We start from the raw sequence: 15,217 nt of genomic DNA, 5'->3' as shown, positions 1-15,217 counted from the left end.
GCCGAGCCGCCCGACTGCGCGCTGCAGACCGAAGCCGCGCGCGCCGCCGGCTGGGACGACACCGCGCCGCCCGCCGCCGGCTGGATCCGCGTGCAGTTGCCCGACGTCTGGACCTCGCGCTGGCCCGGCTTCGACGGCGTGGTCTGGTACCGCTTGCGCTGGGACCGCGCCTGCCTCGGCGACGCGCCGGCGGCCGCCTTCATCGACTACGTGAACATGGCGGGCGCGCTCTACCTGAACGGCAGCCTGCTGGCCGCCGACCCGCAGTTGAAGGAACCGCTCAGCCGCAGCTGGAACATGCCGCGCCGCTGGCTGCTGCCGGCCTCGCTGCTGGTGGCCGGCAGCAATACCCTGCTGGTGCGCGTCTCGGGCCTGGCCGCCTACGCGCCGGGGCTCGGCCCGGTGACGGTGGGCGCCCCCGCGCAGGTCGAGCGCCGTTACGCGCATGCCCACCAGGTGCGTCGCGACCTGCAGCTCTACAGCCTGGCCGTCACCTCCACGCTCGGCTGCTTCTTCGTGGTGCTCTGGCTGATGCGCCGCCGCGAGAGCCTGTACGGCTGGTTCGGGCTGCAGTCGATGGCCTGGTGGTGCTTCCAGATGAACCAGGCGGCCACCTCGCCCTGGCCGTTCGCGAGCACCGACGGCTGGGAAGCGGCCATGTCGATCGCGGTGGTGCTGTTCAGCGTCAGCTTCGCGATGTTCACGCTGCGCTTCGCGAACCGCCGCTGCCCGCGCCTGGAGCGCCTGCTCTGGCTGCTCGCCGCGGCGCAGACGCTGGCCATGCTGCTCGCGCCGCGCGGCTCGATCGAGACGGTGCGCGCGGCCATCGCCCTGCTGCCCGCGCTGACCTTCATCGGCTGCTGCAGCGCCTTCATCGTGTTCTCGCTGCGCCGGCCGCGCGCCGACCGGCTGGCGCTGTCGGGCTGCATGCTGGTCTTCGTGCTGGCCTGCATGCACGACCTGCTGACCTTCCTCGGCGTGCTCGGCGACAACGTCTACTACACCTCGATCGCCGCGCAGTTCGAGATGATCGGGATGGCGCTGGTGCTGGCCTGGCGCTTCGTCACCAACCTGCGCCGCATCGAGCAGTTCAACCACGAGCTGACCAGCGCGGTGGCCGAGGCCAAGCGCGAGCTGCGCGACACACTGGACCGCGAGCACGCGCTGCAGGTCACCAATGCACGCCTGAACGAGCGGCTCTCGCTCGCGCAGGACCTGCACGACGGGCTGGGCGGCACCCTGGTGTCGAGCATCACCACGCTCGAGCACGCGCCGCAGGACATGCCGCCGGCGCGTTTCCTCGGCATCCTGAAGGAATTGCGCGACGACCTGCGCATCATCATCGACTCGGCCTCGCTCGACCATGCCGGCACGCGCTCGCTGGACGGCTTCATCGCGCCGATGCGGCACCGGCTGGCGCGCGCCTTCGAGGCGCAGGACATCGACTGCCGCTGGGAGCTGGCCGGCATCGACAGCCTGCACCTGCCCAACGCGACCTGCCTGGACGTGATGCGCGTGCTGCAGGAGGCGGCCACCAACGCGCTGCGCCACAGCGGCGCGAGCCGCATCGAGATCGCCGTGGTGCACGACGCCGAGGGGCTGCGCATGGCCGTCGCCGACAACGGCCGCGGCTTCGACCCGGAAGCGCCGACGCTGCACGGCGGGATCGGCATGCGCAGCCTGCGCGCGCGCGTCGGCCGGCTCGGCGGCGTGCTGCGGATCGCCTCCGACGCGAGCGGCACGCGGCTGACGGTGAGCATTCCCGGGCTCGGCACGCCCGCCGGCGCCGGCTGAGCGAGCGCCCGAACGACAGCCGGGCGCCACGCTACCGACAGCTTCCGGCCAGGCTCGCGCCATCTTCCAACCCACCTTCGAACCCGCCTTCGAGCCCGCCGCGCGCCACGCGACATCGGCCGCCCGGCATGGTTCATCGGCTTACCAATTTCGGGGGATGGGCACCCATGGGGCGGATTGTTAATCTGCCCGCACATTCGCTTGCCAAGGCAAGGAAGCGCGGCGCGAGCAAGGCGCCGCACGGGCCGACACCGGCGGCAGCGCGCGGCGCGACCGGCCCGGCAGGCGAATGCGATGGACGATGCGCCCTGAAGACACGCATCGTTCGTCATTCTCTGGCACGAGGCGGTGACCGGCCGGCGCGGCAGCGTCGGCCGGCTCACCAAGACCGCCGGCCAGGCCCTTACCGCGGCCGCCCGAGCCGCCCCGGCACCCGCTTCGCGCCACCCGCGCGCCACTCGCCCGCGACCCGCCTTGTTGCCCTGACCCCACAAGAAACGCCTCCCGTCCCGTCGCCGTCGTAGAATCGACGAAATTTTTTGCGCCCGGTGTAACCGCCGACACGGATGGAACGAACTCAAGACAGCGCCGCGCGACAACGCACCGAGCAGGAACTGCGGCAATGGCTGCTGCTCGGCCTGGGCGGCGACGAGGCTGCCTACCGCCGCTTCCTGAACGCCTTGTCCGCGCACTTGCGCGGCTTCGTCAGGCGCCGGCTGGCGAGCCGCCCGTCCGACGTCGAGGACCTGGTGCAGGAGATGCTGCTGGCGATTCACGACAAGCGTCACACCTATCGCGCCGGCGAACCCTTGACGGCCTGGGTCCACGCGATCGCGCGCTACAAGCTGGTGGACTACTTCCGCGCCTGGTCGCGCCACGAGGCGCTCAACGACAGCTTCGACGACGAGGCCGAGTGGATCGCCCCGCCGGAGTTGGAGTCGTCCGAGGCGCGGCGCGACCTGGGCCAGCTGCTCGACACCCTGCCCGACCGGCAACGCCTGCCGATCGTGCACGTCAAGCTGGAGGGATTGTCCGTGGCGGAAACCGCGCGGATGACCGGCCTTTCCGAATCGGCCGTCAAGATCGGAGTGCATCGCGGCCTGAAGGCACTGGCCGCGAAGATACGCGGAACACGATGAAGACCGATGAACTGATTTCCATGCTGGCGACGGGCGTCACGCCCGTCGACCCGCACCTGCCCGCCAAGCGCTTCGCGACCGCCGTCGCGATCGGCGCGGGCGGCGCGCTGCTGCTGATGCTGGCCGTGCTCGGCCTGCGCCACGACCTGGCGACGGTCGCGCAAACGCCGCTGTTCTGGGCCAAGGTGGCCCTGCCGCTGGCGATCGCGATCGGCTCGCTGCGCGGCGCGCTCAGGCTGGCGCGGCCCGGCGCGCGCGCGGGCGGCGCGGGCCTGCTGGTGGCCTCGCCGGTGGCGGTGGTGTGGATCGCCACCCTCGTCATGCTAGCGCTCACGCCGGCCGGCGAGCGTCTCGCGATGGTGCTCGGCCAGACCTGGAAGATCTGCCCGTTCGCGATCTCGATGCTGTCGATCCCCGGCTTCATTGCCACCCTGGGCGCGCTGCGCAGCCTCGCGCCCACCCGCCTGGCGCTGGCCGGCGCCGCGGGCGGCCTGCTGTCGGGCGCGGTGGCCACCCTGGTCTACTGCCTGCACTGCCCGGAGATGGGCGTGGCCTTCTGGGGGGTCTGGTACCTGCTCGGCATGCTGGTGCCGACCGTCGCCGGCGCCCTGCTCGGGCCGCGCGTGCTGCGCTGGTGAGCGCGGCGCGCAGCCGACAAGCCGCTCGCACCATCCCGCGCGCCTCGCCCCTCAGGACTCCACCGTCTCGGCCGCCACCATCACGCGCGGCTCGCGCCCGGCCGCCGAGGGCGGCCTAATCGCCGCCAGCAGCAGCGCGCCGGCCAGCATCACCGCCGCCATCAGCCACAGCCCCGCGCGGAAATCCCCATGCGCGGTGCGCAGCCAGCCGATCGCCACCGGGCTCAGGAAGCCACCCGTCACGCCGATGGTGTTGATCAGCGCAATCCCGCCCGCCGCCGAGGCGCCCTTCAGATAGGCCGGCGGAATCGCCCAGAACACCGTGTAGGCCATCCAGATCGCGGCGGTCGCCAGCGAGATCGACAGCAGCGCCATGCCCGGCCCGGTGCCGCCCGATGCCGCCAGCGCCAGGCACAAGGCGCCGGCGAAGGCCGGCAGCGCGCTGTGCCAGCGGCGCTCGCCACGCCGGTCGGAACGCCGGCCGATCGCCACCATGCCGAGCGTGGCGAGCGCGAACGGGATCGAGGCATACAGGCCGAGCCGGGTCGGCTCGGTCACGCCGTTGAACTTCAGCAGCTCGGGCAGCCAGAAATTGATCAGGTAGATGCCGCAGATGATGCAGAAGTAGGCTGCGGACATCAGGTACAGCCGTGGATCGGCGGCCACCCGCGCGAAACCGTGGCGGGCCGGCGCCGCTGGCGGCACCTCGGCCGCCAGGCGCTGCCGCTCGGCCGGCGTCAGCCAGCGCGCCTCGTCGGGCCGGTCCACCAGCAGCACGCGCGCGGCCAGCCCCAGCGCGACGCAGGGCAGCCCTTCCACCAGGAACATCCACTGCCAGCCGGCCAGCCCGGCCACGCCGGCCAGGTGCGTGATCGCCCAGATCGACACCGGCCCCGCCACCACGCCCGCGATCGGGCCGCCCACCATCACCACCGCGATCGCGCGCGCCATGCGCGACTGCGGATACCACCAGGTCAGGTAGAGCAGGATGCCGGGCGTGAAGCCGGCCTCGAACACGCCGAGCAGGAAGCGCAGCACGTAGAAGGTGCCGACGTCGTGCGTCAGCGCCATGGCCGCCGACACCAGCCCCCACAGCACCAGGATCCGGCTGATCGCGCGGCGCGCGCCGGTGCGTGCCAGCCACAGGTTGGAGGGCACCTCGCAAAGCGCGTAGCCGATGAAGAAGATGCCCGCGCCGATGCCGTACTGCAGGTCGGAGAAGCCCACGTCGTGCTGCATCTGCAGCTTGGCGAGGCCGACGTTGAGCCGGTCGAGGCAGGCGAACAGGTAACACAGGAACAGGAACGGCAGCAGGCGGAGGTCGAGCCGTCGATAGAGCCTCGACGCGGAGGCGGCCTCGCTGGGCGGGGCGACTGGGGACATGCCGGTTCTCCCGGATGGGATCGTTGAGCGGCCCGGCGCGCCGGGCCGCGAGTGGGCCGCATGTGGGCTGCGTGCGGGCCGCCTCAGGCGACCGGCTCGGCTTCGCGCGCGCTTTCCTGGTAGGCCTGCACGCGCTCGCGGAAGGCCTCGGACAGCGGCACGGTGCGCTCGCTGGCGTAGTCGTAGGCGACGTGGGTGGAGCCGCCCGTCGCGATCAGGCGTGAGGGCTCGCCCGCGATGGTGATGCGGTACTCGATGTCGAAGCTCTTGGTGCCGAGCCGCGAGACGCGCGCGCTGACCTCCAGCCGGTCGCCCCACTTGGCCGGATGCACGTATTCGCAGGAGGTCTTCAGCATGATCTGCGGGATGCCCTCGGTGAGCGGGATCTCGAGCAGCTGGTGCGCATAGGCCATGTAGGCGTTCAGCATGTAGACGTAGTACAGGGTGGCGCTGACGTGGCCGGCGGGATCCTGGTCGCGGTAGGTCACGTCGAATTGCTGGGTGAAGGCTCGGGTCATGTCGGTTCCTCGGTGGGTTGGGGCCGGGCGCGGCGCGCCCGGAAAAACAAAGCACAACGAACGAATACGACTACCGGCGAGGGCCGCGCGGGCCGCCCTCGCGCGACGCGCGTCAGCGCAGCACGCGCTGGTCGCGATACGACTTGCCGCCGCGGGCCTGCACCACCGCGCCGCCGCGCATCTCCAGCACCGGCAGCTCGGCCAGCGCGTTGACCACGTGCGCCATGGTCGGCAGGTCCGACCAGCTGGCCGGATGAAAGCGCAGCCGCGCCTCGCCGAGGTGGCGCTGCTCGACCGTGACGCTGGGATCGTGCGCGGGCGTGAGCGTGACCTGGCAGAGGTCGGCCTCGCCCCAGTCGCCGGTACGCGGCTTGTACTTCAGCATCAGGGTGCCGTCCGAGCCACTCGCCGGCCCTTTCGCCGCCCCTTTCGCCGCGCCGCCGGCGCTCGCCTCGCGCGGCTCGCCGACCGCCAGTTCCAGGAAGCGAAAGCCCATCCAGCCGGCCTCGCACAGCTGCTCGCCGTTGCAGCGGCGCGGCGGCGGCACCTCGGCATAGAGCTTGGGATGGCCGATCTCGTCGCGACCGGTGATGATCGGATCGGCCAGGTTCTCCCAGACCGCCGCCAGGAACTTGCCGCTGGCGCGGTCGGCCAGGCCGGTGAACACCGCCGGCCAGCTCACGTGGACCATGGTGTAGCCGCGTCCCGCCAGCCAGTCGATATCGCTGAGGTAGTGGAACTCGACCGTCACCACCGGCTCGCCGGCCAGCGCGAAGGACTCGGGCAGATGCCGCTCGAGCCGCGCCGCGTCGGTCAGGAACGAGGCCGACACGCTCAGCCGCCTGGGCTTGCGCGCCGGATCCGCGGCCAGCGCGTCGGGCAACTGGCGCGGCCCCGGCGCCGGGCCGAAATGCGTCGGCATCCGGTAGATGCGGCCCTTCTCGAAGGTGTAGCTCACGGGTCTCTCCTTTCGCTGCGGGCGACGGCGTCGGCGGCGGCAGGCCGGCGCCGCCGCCGCGGGTGTCATCGATGGGTGGCCAGGCCGGGATCGGCGTAGATCACCTGCAGCTTGCCGCCGATCTCGCGCATCAGGTTGCCCGCGCTGGCGTTCTGCGGCAGGTTCTGCAGCCGGTACAGCACGAAGGGCTCGCTGCCGGAACGGTTGCCGATCGCGTGGAAGCACCAGGCCGGCACGAACACGGTGTCGCCGGGCTCGATATGCTCGACCACGCCTTCCTCGCCGAAGGCGATCTGGCCCGAGCCCGAGCGCGCGATGTAGAGATGCCAGAACGAATGGCGGTGGCGCTCGGTGGTCTCGCCCGGCTTGAGCACCTGGATCACGAGGGAAAGATCCGGCGCCACGGTGCCGTGTTCGTCCACGTTGCCGCCGGACAGCGCCAGCGTGCCCTGGGGGTTGTGGGGGCGGGCCCCGGTTCCGGATTCGATCGCTTGCCAGCGCCACACCACCGGATCGGCGATCGGCTTGGCGGTCAGTTCGAGGTACTCGGAGAACGGGAGGATGTCTCCTTCGATGGGCTGCATGGTCACTCCTTGATGAGCGTGGGTTGTGGTGAGCAGGCATCCGGATGCGCATCCCGGAAGGCCTGAAGTTGCATGCAGTGTTCGACGATGCGCGCGATGGTCGGGAACGCATCGAGGTCGATGCCGAGCTTCTGCGCCGAGACCGCCTGCGGCACCAGGGCGAGATCGGCGAAGGACACGCGGCCACCGTGGCAATAGCGCCCCGTCCAGGGATCGCCCGCCAGTTGCGTCTCGAAGGCGGACAGCCCGTCGATCATCCAGTGCTGCTTCCAGTGCGCGACCGCCGCATCGTCGCAACCGAGCACGGTCTTCAGGTAGCGCCCGGCACGCATGGTGGTGAGCGGATGCGTGTCGGCCGCGATCGACTGGAACAGCGCGCGCACGCGTGCCTGCTCGACCGGCGTGGCGGGCAGCAGCGGCGGATCGGGATAGGCGGCCTCCAGGAACTCGAGGATCGCGGCCGACTGCGTCAGCACCTGGCGTCCTGCCTCCAGCGCGGGCAGCAGCCCTTGCGGGTTGAGCGCCAGGTAGGCGCTCGCGCGATGCGCTCCGGTATCGAGGTCGTGCACCACCTGGTCGTAGCGGATCCGCTTCAGGTTCAGCGCGATGCGGATCCGGAACGACGCGGAGGAGCGATAGAAATCGTGCAGGGTGACCATCTTCATTCCTCCTCGGCGACGGCCAGCGTCGCGTCGTCGTGCGTCGTCGAACGGCGCGCCTGCCCGGATGCGGCCAGCGCCTGCCCGGCCGCGATCACGTCGAGCAGCTCCTCGATGCAGCAGGCCGCGTCGCGCGTCTGGCGCGAGGCGATGCCGGGGCGCGGCAGCGCATGCGTGTAGAAATGCGCGCCCTCCACCGGGAAGCCGATCGCCCACAGGCGCGTGCGGCTCTCGCCGTCGGGGCCGACCGGATGCAGGCCGGTATCGATGTCGATGCCGCCCGGGTGATAGTCGCCGTTCAGATAGGGCCGCACGATGCCGCGCGCGAGCAGCGCCGCCGACAGCGGCGAGGCATCGGTCAGCGGGCTGTAGCTGTCGAGCCGCGCCGACACCAGCACGTCGGCATACCAGCGTTCCAGCCGCTCGCCGTAGCGCGCCTCGATGCGGAAGCGCGCGCTCGCATCGCAGTCGATCACGCGCGTGCCGGGGCCGCCCGCCACGTCGATCAAACCCGCCGCGTGCAGCGCGAGGAACTCGCGGTTGCGGCGCAGCGGCGGCCCGAAGGCGATGCGATTGGTGATCGCGTTGAAGTCCTCGACGAAATAGCGATGCGACTCGGGCGTGAGACCGCCGTATTCGACCGCCGCGCGCAGCGCCTCGCGCGTATCGCGCAGCACGTCGGTGGCCGCCTTCGCGGGGCTGGCGAGATTGCCGCGCAGCGCCTCGGCCAGGTCCTCGGCGACATGCCGGTGGAAGAAGGCGTGGAATTCGGCGAAGGAGCGGAATTCGCGGTCGTAGAGCGGCCAGAGGATCTCGCGCACGGCACGCAGTTCCTCGGGCGAGGGCTCGAAGCCGGCCGCGTCGAGCTCGCCGCCCTGCGCGGCGCGGCGCCAGGCATAGGCCATCTCCTTGATCACCAGCGGCAGCACCTGGGCGCGGAAATCGATGCGCGGGTCGCCGCTGGCCTCGAAGGCGGCCTGGTGCAGCCGGGCCACCGCGGCCGGCGTGAAGAAGCGCGCCTCGTGACGGCCCGTCAGCCCCTTCTGGTTGATGCCGCGCGCGGCGAACGGCAGGCACTGGCGCGACACCAGCAGCATGTGCGGCTCCAGCCCGGATTTCTCGTAGACCAGTTCGCCGCCGCGCTCGACGTAGCGTCCGCCGCGCCACAGCGTGAGCGCCGAGATCACGTCGTGGGCGGTCAGGCCGAAGCCCTGGATCGCCACCGTGGCGCGCGCCGATACCTCGTCGAGCAGCTCGATCGGATAGGGCGTGGGCAGGTAGGCGAGATCGGGGTTGTTGAAGAAATGGCGTTTGGCGAACTGCTCGAAGCCGCGGTCCGCCTCGCTCGGGCGGCGCCGCCCGTGGCCGGTGGCCAGGAACACGAACTCGGCGAAACGCGAGCCGCCGTCCTGCTCGACCACCAGGTAGCCGTGCTGCTGCGGCACCAGGTCGACCACGCTGGTGCGCCGGTGCGTGAGGCTCACGCTGTCGGGCAGCGCGGCGACGATGCGCCCGTGGATCCAGCTCAGGTATTCGCCGAGCAGGCTGCGCGGCAGGTGATCGGCATCGTTGATCTCGCGGCCCTCGCCCGCGGCCGTGCGCCGGAACGCGCCGTCCACCACGCGATAGCCGTCGGCCTTCGCCCAGTCCACCAGCGAGGGCGCGCCGTCACGGCCGAGCCGGCTGCCCGGCGCGAACAGGGTGACCTGCGAGGCGACCGTGTTGATCAGCAGGTGGTCCGGCTGGCTCGCGCGGTGCACGCCCTCGCCGCCCTGGTTCGGGTCGTACACGGTGATCTCGAGCCGCACCTGGGGCGGAATGCGCTCGGCATACTCGAACAGGCGCTCCAGCAGGGTCACGCCGCGCGGCCCCATGCCGACGATCGCGATCGGAATCGTATGGCTCATCGTGCGTCCCCCGTCTCCAATACGGCCTCGTCGTGCCGGGCACGATGCGGCTCGGCGCTGTCCTCGGCCTTCTCCTCGTCACCGCCCTCGCGCGCGAGCGGCGGCAGATGCAGCGCGACGATGTCGGGATGGCCGTTCCAGTGCGAGAAGCGCTCGCGCACCAGCGGGTCGTGACCGGGAATCACGTGCTCGGGACCGTCGGCCAGTTGCCGCAGGCGGCGATGGCCGTCGAGCATCTCGCCGACGTGATGCACGATCGGGAACAGCCGGCCGGCGCGCACGTGGTCCCAGTAATGGGCCGCGTCGCTGGCCAGCACCACCCGGCCGCGCGCGGTATTCACGCGCACCGCCTGCAGGCCCGCGGTATGGCCGCCGATCAGGTGCACCTCGATGCCGGGCGCGATGGTCTCGTCGCCCTGCGTGAACTCGACGCGACCGGCATGCAGTTGCTCGATCGCTGCGCACACGTCGCGCGGCTCGAACGGCCGGCGCACCGTCGCATGGCACATGCAGCGGCCCGTGCAATAGGCCATCTCGGCTTCCTGCAGGCGCAGCGTGGCCTGCGGGAAGGCGCGGATATTGCCGGCATGGTCGTAGTGCATGTGGCTGATCAGTACCGTGTCCACGTCGCCGGGGGCGATCCCCAGCTCGCCGAGCAGGGCCTGGGGCGCATGCAGATAGCGCCGCTGGCGCCGCGCCGCGGTGGCCGCGTCGAAGCCGGTGTCGACCAGCACCACGCGGCCGTTGCCGCGGATTACCCAGACATAGAAGTCGAGCGGCATCGAGACGTCCTCGTGCGGATCCTCGCCGAGGTAGTTCTCGCCGCTGCGCCGCGTGTCGTGGGTCGCGTAGCGCAGCGCATAGACCTCGTAGACGGCCTCGGCCGCTTGCGTGGCGCCGCTCATTCGACCACCTCCAGCAGCGCCTCGTCGAGCGCGCCGGCCGGCTGGATCGGGATATGCCGCCCGCCGTGACCGCGGCCGTGGCCGCCGCCTTCCATCGCATCCAGCGCCTGCTGGAAGAAGAACTGCTTCTCGCCGAAGGCCGGCACCAGTTCGTCGAACCAGGTCGCCTCGGGGTCGAACTTCGCGTAGAACGGGCGACGCACCCAGTCCGGGTTGCGCCCCTGCAGCAGTTGCAGCGCGAACACCTTCTCGCCGTTCAGCTCGACGATGCCGTCCACCATCACCTTGCCCGGGAACGCGCTCATCGACGGGCCGCGCACCGTGCGCGCGAGCCCCGACACCTGGCTGTAGGCGGCCTGGAAGATCTCGTAGGCGCGCGCCAGCGGCAGCTTGAAGTAGTGGCTCGGGCCAGTGTCGCGCTCGACGAACATGTAGTACGGGATCGCGCCGAGCCGCACGCCGGTGGTCCAGAGCTGGGCCCAGGCGGCCGGATCCTCGTTGATGTGGCGGATCAGCGGCGCCTGGATGCGCAGGCTCGCGCCGGTGCCGATGATGCGCCGCACCGCCCGCTCGGCGACCGGGTGCTGCAGCTCGCGCGGATGGTTGTAGTGGCCCATCAGCGCCAGGTTGCGGCCCGAGTCCACCACCCTCTCGAACACGCGCAGCAGGTCGTCGGCGTCCTTGTCGGTGACGTAGCGATGCGGCCAGTAGGCCACCGACTTGGTGCCGATCCGGATGTTCTGGATATGGGCGAACTCGGGCGCCAGCAGCGGCTCCAGGTACTCGCCGAGCGAGCGCGCGTTCATCACCATCGGGTCGCCGCCCGTCACCAGGATGTCGGTGACTTCCGGGTGGCGGCGCAGGTAGGCCACCAGTTCCTCCGAGGTGCGCGCGTCGAACTTCAGCTCGTCCATGCCGACGAACTGCGGCCAGCGAAAGCAGAAGGTGCAGTAGGCATGGCAGGACTGGCCCGCGCTCGGGAAGAACAGCACGGTCTCGCGATACTTGTGCTGCAGGCCAGCCAGCGGCCTGCCGTCGAGGTAGGGCACGTTGTGGGTGAGCTGGCCCGCCGGATGCGGATTCATGCGCATCCGGATGCCGTGCACCGCGCGCTCGATCTCGGCCTCGGCGGCGCCGGCACGCACCAGGTCGCGCAACGAGGCGTATTCGTCCTCGCGCAGCATGTCGCGATGCGGGAAGGTCAGGCGGTAGATCGGATCGTCGGGAATATCGTTCCAGTCGATCAGCTCGTTGAGCACGTAGGAATTGACACGGAACGGCAGCACCCGCGAGACGATGTCGACCGCCTCCTGGTGCTCCGCCGACAACAACGCCCATTGCGGCGTCTGGGTAATGGTATGCCGCGTGAGCGGCTTGAACTTCGGGATCTGGTCACTCATGGTGGATATCTCTCTCAAGTTCTAGATGGTTCGCATTCGGAAACGCGTCGAGCCCACTACGTCTTTTCGTTATTTATTCGCACTACCAAATTTATGGTACGAGTCGTGCCTGCAGCCACGTCCCTGGTCCCGCTCGAGCCTGATCCCGCCCGGTGCCGGGTTCTGCGCCGGCGCCCGCCCTGCCGCGGCTCAGGCCACCCGGCTCAGATCCAGCCGCGTGCCGGTGCTCGCCTTGATCTGCTCGGCGCTCACGCCCTCGGCCAGCTCGGTGACGACCAGCCCGGCCGGCGTCACCTCGATCACGCCGAGATCGGTGATGATCAGGTCGACCACGCCCAGGCCGGTGATCGGCAGCGTGCATGCCTCGAGGATCTTGTGCTGGTCGCCCTTCGCGACGTGCTCCATCAGCACCACCACGCGCTTGACGCCGGCCACCAGGTCCATCGCGCCGCCCATGCCCTTGATCATCTTGCCGGGGATCATCCAGTTCGCCAGGTCGCCGTTCTTGCTGACCTGCATCGCGCCGAGGATCGCCAGGTTGATGTGGCCGCCGCGGATCATCGCGAACGAATCGGCCGAGGAGAAGATCGAGGAGCCCGGCAGGGTCGTCACGGTCTGCTTGCCGGCATTGATCAGGTCCGCGTCGATTTCCTCCTCGGTCGGCGAGGGGCCGATGCCGAGCAGGCCGTTCTCCGATTGCAGCCAGACCTCGACGCCGGCCGGTACATGGTTGGCCACCAGGGTCGGCAGGCCGATGCCGAGGTTCACGTAGTAGCCGTCGCGCAGTTCCTTCGCCGCGCGCGCGGCCATCTGCTCACGATTCCAAGCCATCTCAGTCTCCCTTCGCGCGCACCACGCGTTGTTCGATGCGTTTTTCCGGGCTCGCGTTCAGCACCAGGCGCTGCACGAAGATCCCCGGCGTATGGATGTGGTCCGGATCGAGCTCGCCGTTCTCGACGATCTCCTCGACTTCCGCCACCGTGATGCGTCCCGCCATCGCGCACATCGGGTTGAAGTTGCGCGCGGTGCGGTGATAGACGAGGTTGCCCGACTTGTCGGCCTTCCAGGCCTTGACCAGGGCGACGTCGGCCGTCAGCGAGGGTTCCAGCACGTAGTGCCTGTCGCCGAACCGGCGCGTTTCCTTGCCCTCGGCGATCACGGTGCCGAAGCCGGTATTGGTGAAGAACGCCGGGATCCCCGAGCCGCCGGCGCGCAGCTTCTCGGCCAGGGTGCCCTGCGGCGTGAATTCCAGCTCGAGCTCCCCGGCCAGGTACTGGCGCTCGAACTCCTTGTTCTCGCCCACGTAGGACGAGATCATCTTGCGCACCTGGCGCGTCTCGAGCAGCAGGCCCAGGCCGAAGCCGTCGACGCCGGCGTTGTTGCTGATGCAGGTCAGCTCGCGCACACCGCTGTCACGCAGCGCGGCGATCAGCGCCTCGGGGATGCCGCACAGGCCGAAGCCGCCGACCGCGAGGGTCTGGCCGTCCGCGACGATGCCTTCGAGCGCGGCAGCCGCGCTTGAATGAATCTTGCTCATTCGGATTTCCTCATGGAAGCCGCCCTGCACCGGCCTGGACCGGCGGGCGGCAAGGGAAGCGGGTCAGGCCTCGGCCGCGGTTTCGGCCAGCGCCTCGGCACCCGATGCGGCGCCGAACGCGAAACCTTCGTAGCCGCGCGCCAGCACGCCGTCGCAGAACGCCATGTAGGCGTCGAAACCCTCCAGGTCGAGCATCACCACGCGCGGCTTGCCGGGAATGTTCGCGCCGAGGTACCAGGAATTGGTGCGATGGAGCAGCGAGTTCGAGCCGATCGACTCGATGCGTTCGGTCCAGGCACGCTGCGCCGCCTCGGTGGGCTCGATGCTGGCCGCACGGCGCTGCCGGGTGCCGTCCACCAGCTTCATCACCAGGTCCACCTGATGCTCGTCGCAGGGAATCGCGCTGCTCAGCGAGGCGGTGCTGCCCGGGCCGGCGATGTTGAACAGGTTCGGGAAGCCGGCGCTCATCAGGCCGAGATAGGTCAGCGGGCCGTCCTGCCAGGCCTGGCGCAGCGTCAGCGCATCGCGGCCGCGGATCTCGACATTGAGCAGCGCGCCGGTGACCGCGTCGAAGCCGGTGGCGAACACGATGACGTCGAATTCGTGCTCGACGCCGCCCGCCACGATGCCACGCGCCGTGATCGACGCCAGCGGCGTCTCGCGCAGGTCGACCAGCGAGACGTTGTCGCGGTTGAAGGTCTCGAAGTAGCCGCTGTCGGCGCACAGGCGCTTGGTCAGGATCGGGTGGTCGCGCGGCACCAGCTTGTCGGCCAGCTCCGGATCGTCGATCTTGGCGCGCAGCCTGTCGCGCACGAAGGCGGACAGCTCGGCATTGGCGTCCTCGTTGGTCAGCAGGTCGGTGTAGCAGGTATAGAGGCACAGGCCGCCCGCCTCCCAGCGCGCCTCGAATTCGCGCCGGCGCGCCTCGGCCGACACCGAGGCGGCGGGAATCCGCAGCGGCTGGCGCGGTTCGCCGCCGACGCAGACGAAGCCGCCCGGCGATTGCCACTCCATCTCGCGCAGCGCGACGTAGTTCGCCTTCATGCGCTGCTCGTAGGCCGGATCCATCGGCTGGTTGCGCAGCGGGATGCTGTAGTTCGGGGTGCGCTGGAACACCGTGAGCTGCGCGGCCTCGCGCGCCACCACCGGCACCATCTGGATCGCCGACGATCCGGTGCCGATCACGGCCACCCGCTTGCCGGCGAAATCCACCTTGCGGTGCGGCCAGCGCGAGGTGAACAGGGTCTCGCCGGCGAAGCTGCCGTAGCCGGCGATGTCGGGCGTCTTCGGCGCCGACAGGCAGCCGGTGGCCATCACGCAGAAGCGCGTCTCGAACACCTCGCCGCCCTGGGTGCGCAGGGTCCAGGCCTCGCCGGCCTCGTCGAACACCAGCGAATCGATGCGCGTGTCGAGCTGGATGTCCTCATGGAGCCCGAAACGATCCGCGACATGCTCGAAGTAGCGCAGCAGCTCGGGCTGCGAGGCGTAGCGCTCGCTCCAGTGCCAGTCCTGCTCCAGCTCGCGCGAGAACGAATACGAGTATTCGAAGCTCTCGATATCGACGCGGGCGCCGGGGTAGCGATTCCAGTACCAGGTGCCGCCGATGCCGCCGGCCGCATCGAACAGGCGCACGCGCAGGCCGGCCTGCCGCGCGCGGTGAAGCATGTAGAGACCTGCCACGCCCGCGCCGACGATGATCATGTCGAAGGCGGGTTGTCGCGCTTGCTGAGTCAACATGGTGATCCTTTGCAGTCGATGAGTTGCTTGGGTTGGAAATCGCCGGCCCGGAGCCCGA

14 protein-coding genes are annotated in these 15,217 nt (G+C 70.2%); 3 read left to right on the top strand and 11 right to left on the bottom strand.

Annotated features, from left to right (window positions below; translation table 11 throughout):
• From F3J18_RS12705 to F3J18_RS12695, 3 genes are all read left to right on the top strand, one after another.
• A partial coding sequence (locus F3J18_RS12705) for a 7TM diverse intracellular signaling domain-containing protein (RefSeq protein ID WP_166912994.1) occupies positions 1-1,794 on the top strand: 1,794 nt, incomplete at its 5' end.
• A 566-nt stretch (positions 1,795-2,360) separates the two neighbouring features.
• A complete protein-coding gene (locus tag F3J18_RS12700) occupies positions 2,361-2,933 on the top strand; it encodes a sigma-70 family RNA polymerase sigma factor (protein ID WP_025102107.1) in 573 nt (190 codons plus the stop codon).
• On the top strand, positions 2,930-3,571 hold the full coding sequence (locus tag F3J18_RS12695) for a DUF1109 domain-containing protein (RefSeq protein ID WP_166912993.1): 642 nt from the start codon (positions 2,930-2,932) through the stop codon (positions 3,569-3,571). The genes F3J18_RS12700 and F3J18_RS12695 overlap by 4 nt, the downstream gene beginning before the upstream one ends.
• A 51-nt stretch (positions 3,572-3,622) precedes the next feature.
• Here the strand turns inward: F3J18_RS12695 and F3J18_RS12690 are convergent, their stop codons facing one another.
• The 11 genes from F3J18_RS12690 to F3J18_RS12640 all read right to left on the bottom strand — a co-directional run bounded on the left by F3J18_RS12690 (position 3,623) and on the right by F3J18_RS12640 (position 15,159).
• Positions 3,623-4,954 carry an MFS transporter gene (locus F3J18_RS12690; protein ID WP_166912992.1) on the bottom strand — a complete coding sequence of 444 codons (1,332 nt, stop codon included), beginning with the start codon at positions 4,952-4,954 and terminating at the stop codon, positions 3,623-3,625.
• An 83-nt stretch (positions 4,955-5,037) separates the two neighbouring features.
• Positions 5,038-5,472 (bottom strand): thioesterase family protein, encoded by a 435-nt coding sequence (locus F3J18_RS12685; RefSeq protein ID WP_166912991.1) that lies wholly within the window; start codon positions 5,470-5,472, stop codon positions 5,038-5,040.
• 112 nt (positions 5,473-5,584) lie between these two features.
• Positions 5,585-6,430, bottom strand: a complete 846-nt coding sequence (locus F3J18_RS12680) for an acetoacetate decarboxylase family protein (RefSeq protein WP_166912990.1) — start codon at positions 6,428-6,430, stop codon at positions 5,585-5,587.
• Between the two features lie 65 nt (positions 6,431-6,495).
• Positions 6,496-7,014: a cupin domain-containing protein gene (locus F3J18_RS12675; protein WP_017918676.1), complete on the bottom strand. Its 519-nt coding sequence runs from the start codon at positions 7,012-7,014 to the stop codon at positions 6,496-6,498.
• 2 nt (positions 7,015-7,016) lie between these two features.
• Positions 7,017-7,679: a maleylacetoacetate isomerase gene (gene maiA, locus F3J18_RS12670; protein WP_240154644.1), complete on the bottom strand. Its 663-nt coding sequence runs from the start codon at positions 7,677-7,679 to the stop codon at positions 7,017-7,019.
• The gene (locus tag F3J18_RS12665; RefSeq protein WP_166912989.1) at positions 7,676-9,580 is read right to left on the bottom strand and encodes an FAD/NAD(P)-binding protein; all 1,905 of its coding nucleotides are present in this window, start codon (positions 9,578-9,580) and stop codon (positions 7,676-7,678) included. Before F3J18_RS12665 ends, maiA begins: the two co-directional genes overlap by 4 nt.
• A complete protein-coding gene (locus tag F3J18_RS12660) occupies positions 9,577-10,485 on the bottom strand; it encodes an N-acyl homoserine lactonase family protein (protein WP_166912988.1) in 909 nt (302 codons plus the stop codon). The genes F3J18_RS12665 and F3J18_RS12660 overlap by 4 nt, the downstream gene beginning before the upstream one ends.
• Positions 10,482-11,885: a lysine 2,3-aminomutase gene (locus F3J18_RS12655; RefSeq protein WP_166912987.1), complete on the bottom strand. Its 1,404-nt coding sequence runs from the start codon at positions 11,883-11,885 to the stop codon at positions 10,482-10,484. Before F3J18_RS12655 ends, F3J18_RS12660 begins: the two co-directional genes overlap by 4 nt.
• Positions 11,886-12,074: 189 nt before the next feature.
• Positions 12,075-12,716, bottom strand: coding sequence for a CoA transferase subunit B (locus F3J18_RS12650; protein ID WP_166912986.1), 642 nt, complete (start codon positions 12,714-12,716; stop codon positions 12,075-12,077).
• A gap of 1 nt (position 12,717) precedes the next feature.
• Positions 12,718-13,422, bottom strand: a complete 705-nt coding sequence (locus F3J18_RS12645; RefSeq protein WP_166912985.1) for a CoA transferase subunit A — start codon at positions 13,420-13,422, stop codon at positions 12,718-12,720.
• Positions 13,423-13,485: 63 nt separating this feature from the next.
• Positions 13,486-15,159, bottom strand: a complete 1,674-nt coding sequence (locus tag F3J18_RS12640; protein ID WP_166912984.1) for an NAD(P)/FAD-dependent oxidoreductase — start codon at positions 15,157-15,159, stop codon at positions 13,486-13,488.
• Positions 15,160-15,217: the final 58 nt, after the last annotated feature.

Source organism: Burkholderia sp. Ax-1720 (genome assembly GCF_011753035.1).
Classification (GTDB): domain Bacteria; phylum Pseudomonadota; class Gammaproteobacteria; order Burkholderiales; family Burkholderiaceae; genus Burkholderia; species Burkholderia gladioli.
The sequence above is the reverse complement of the archived record's forward strand: the minus strand, read 5'-3'. Positions and strand labels throughout refer to the sequence as shown.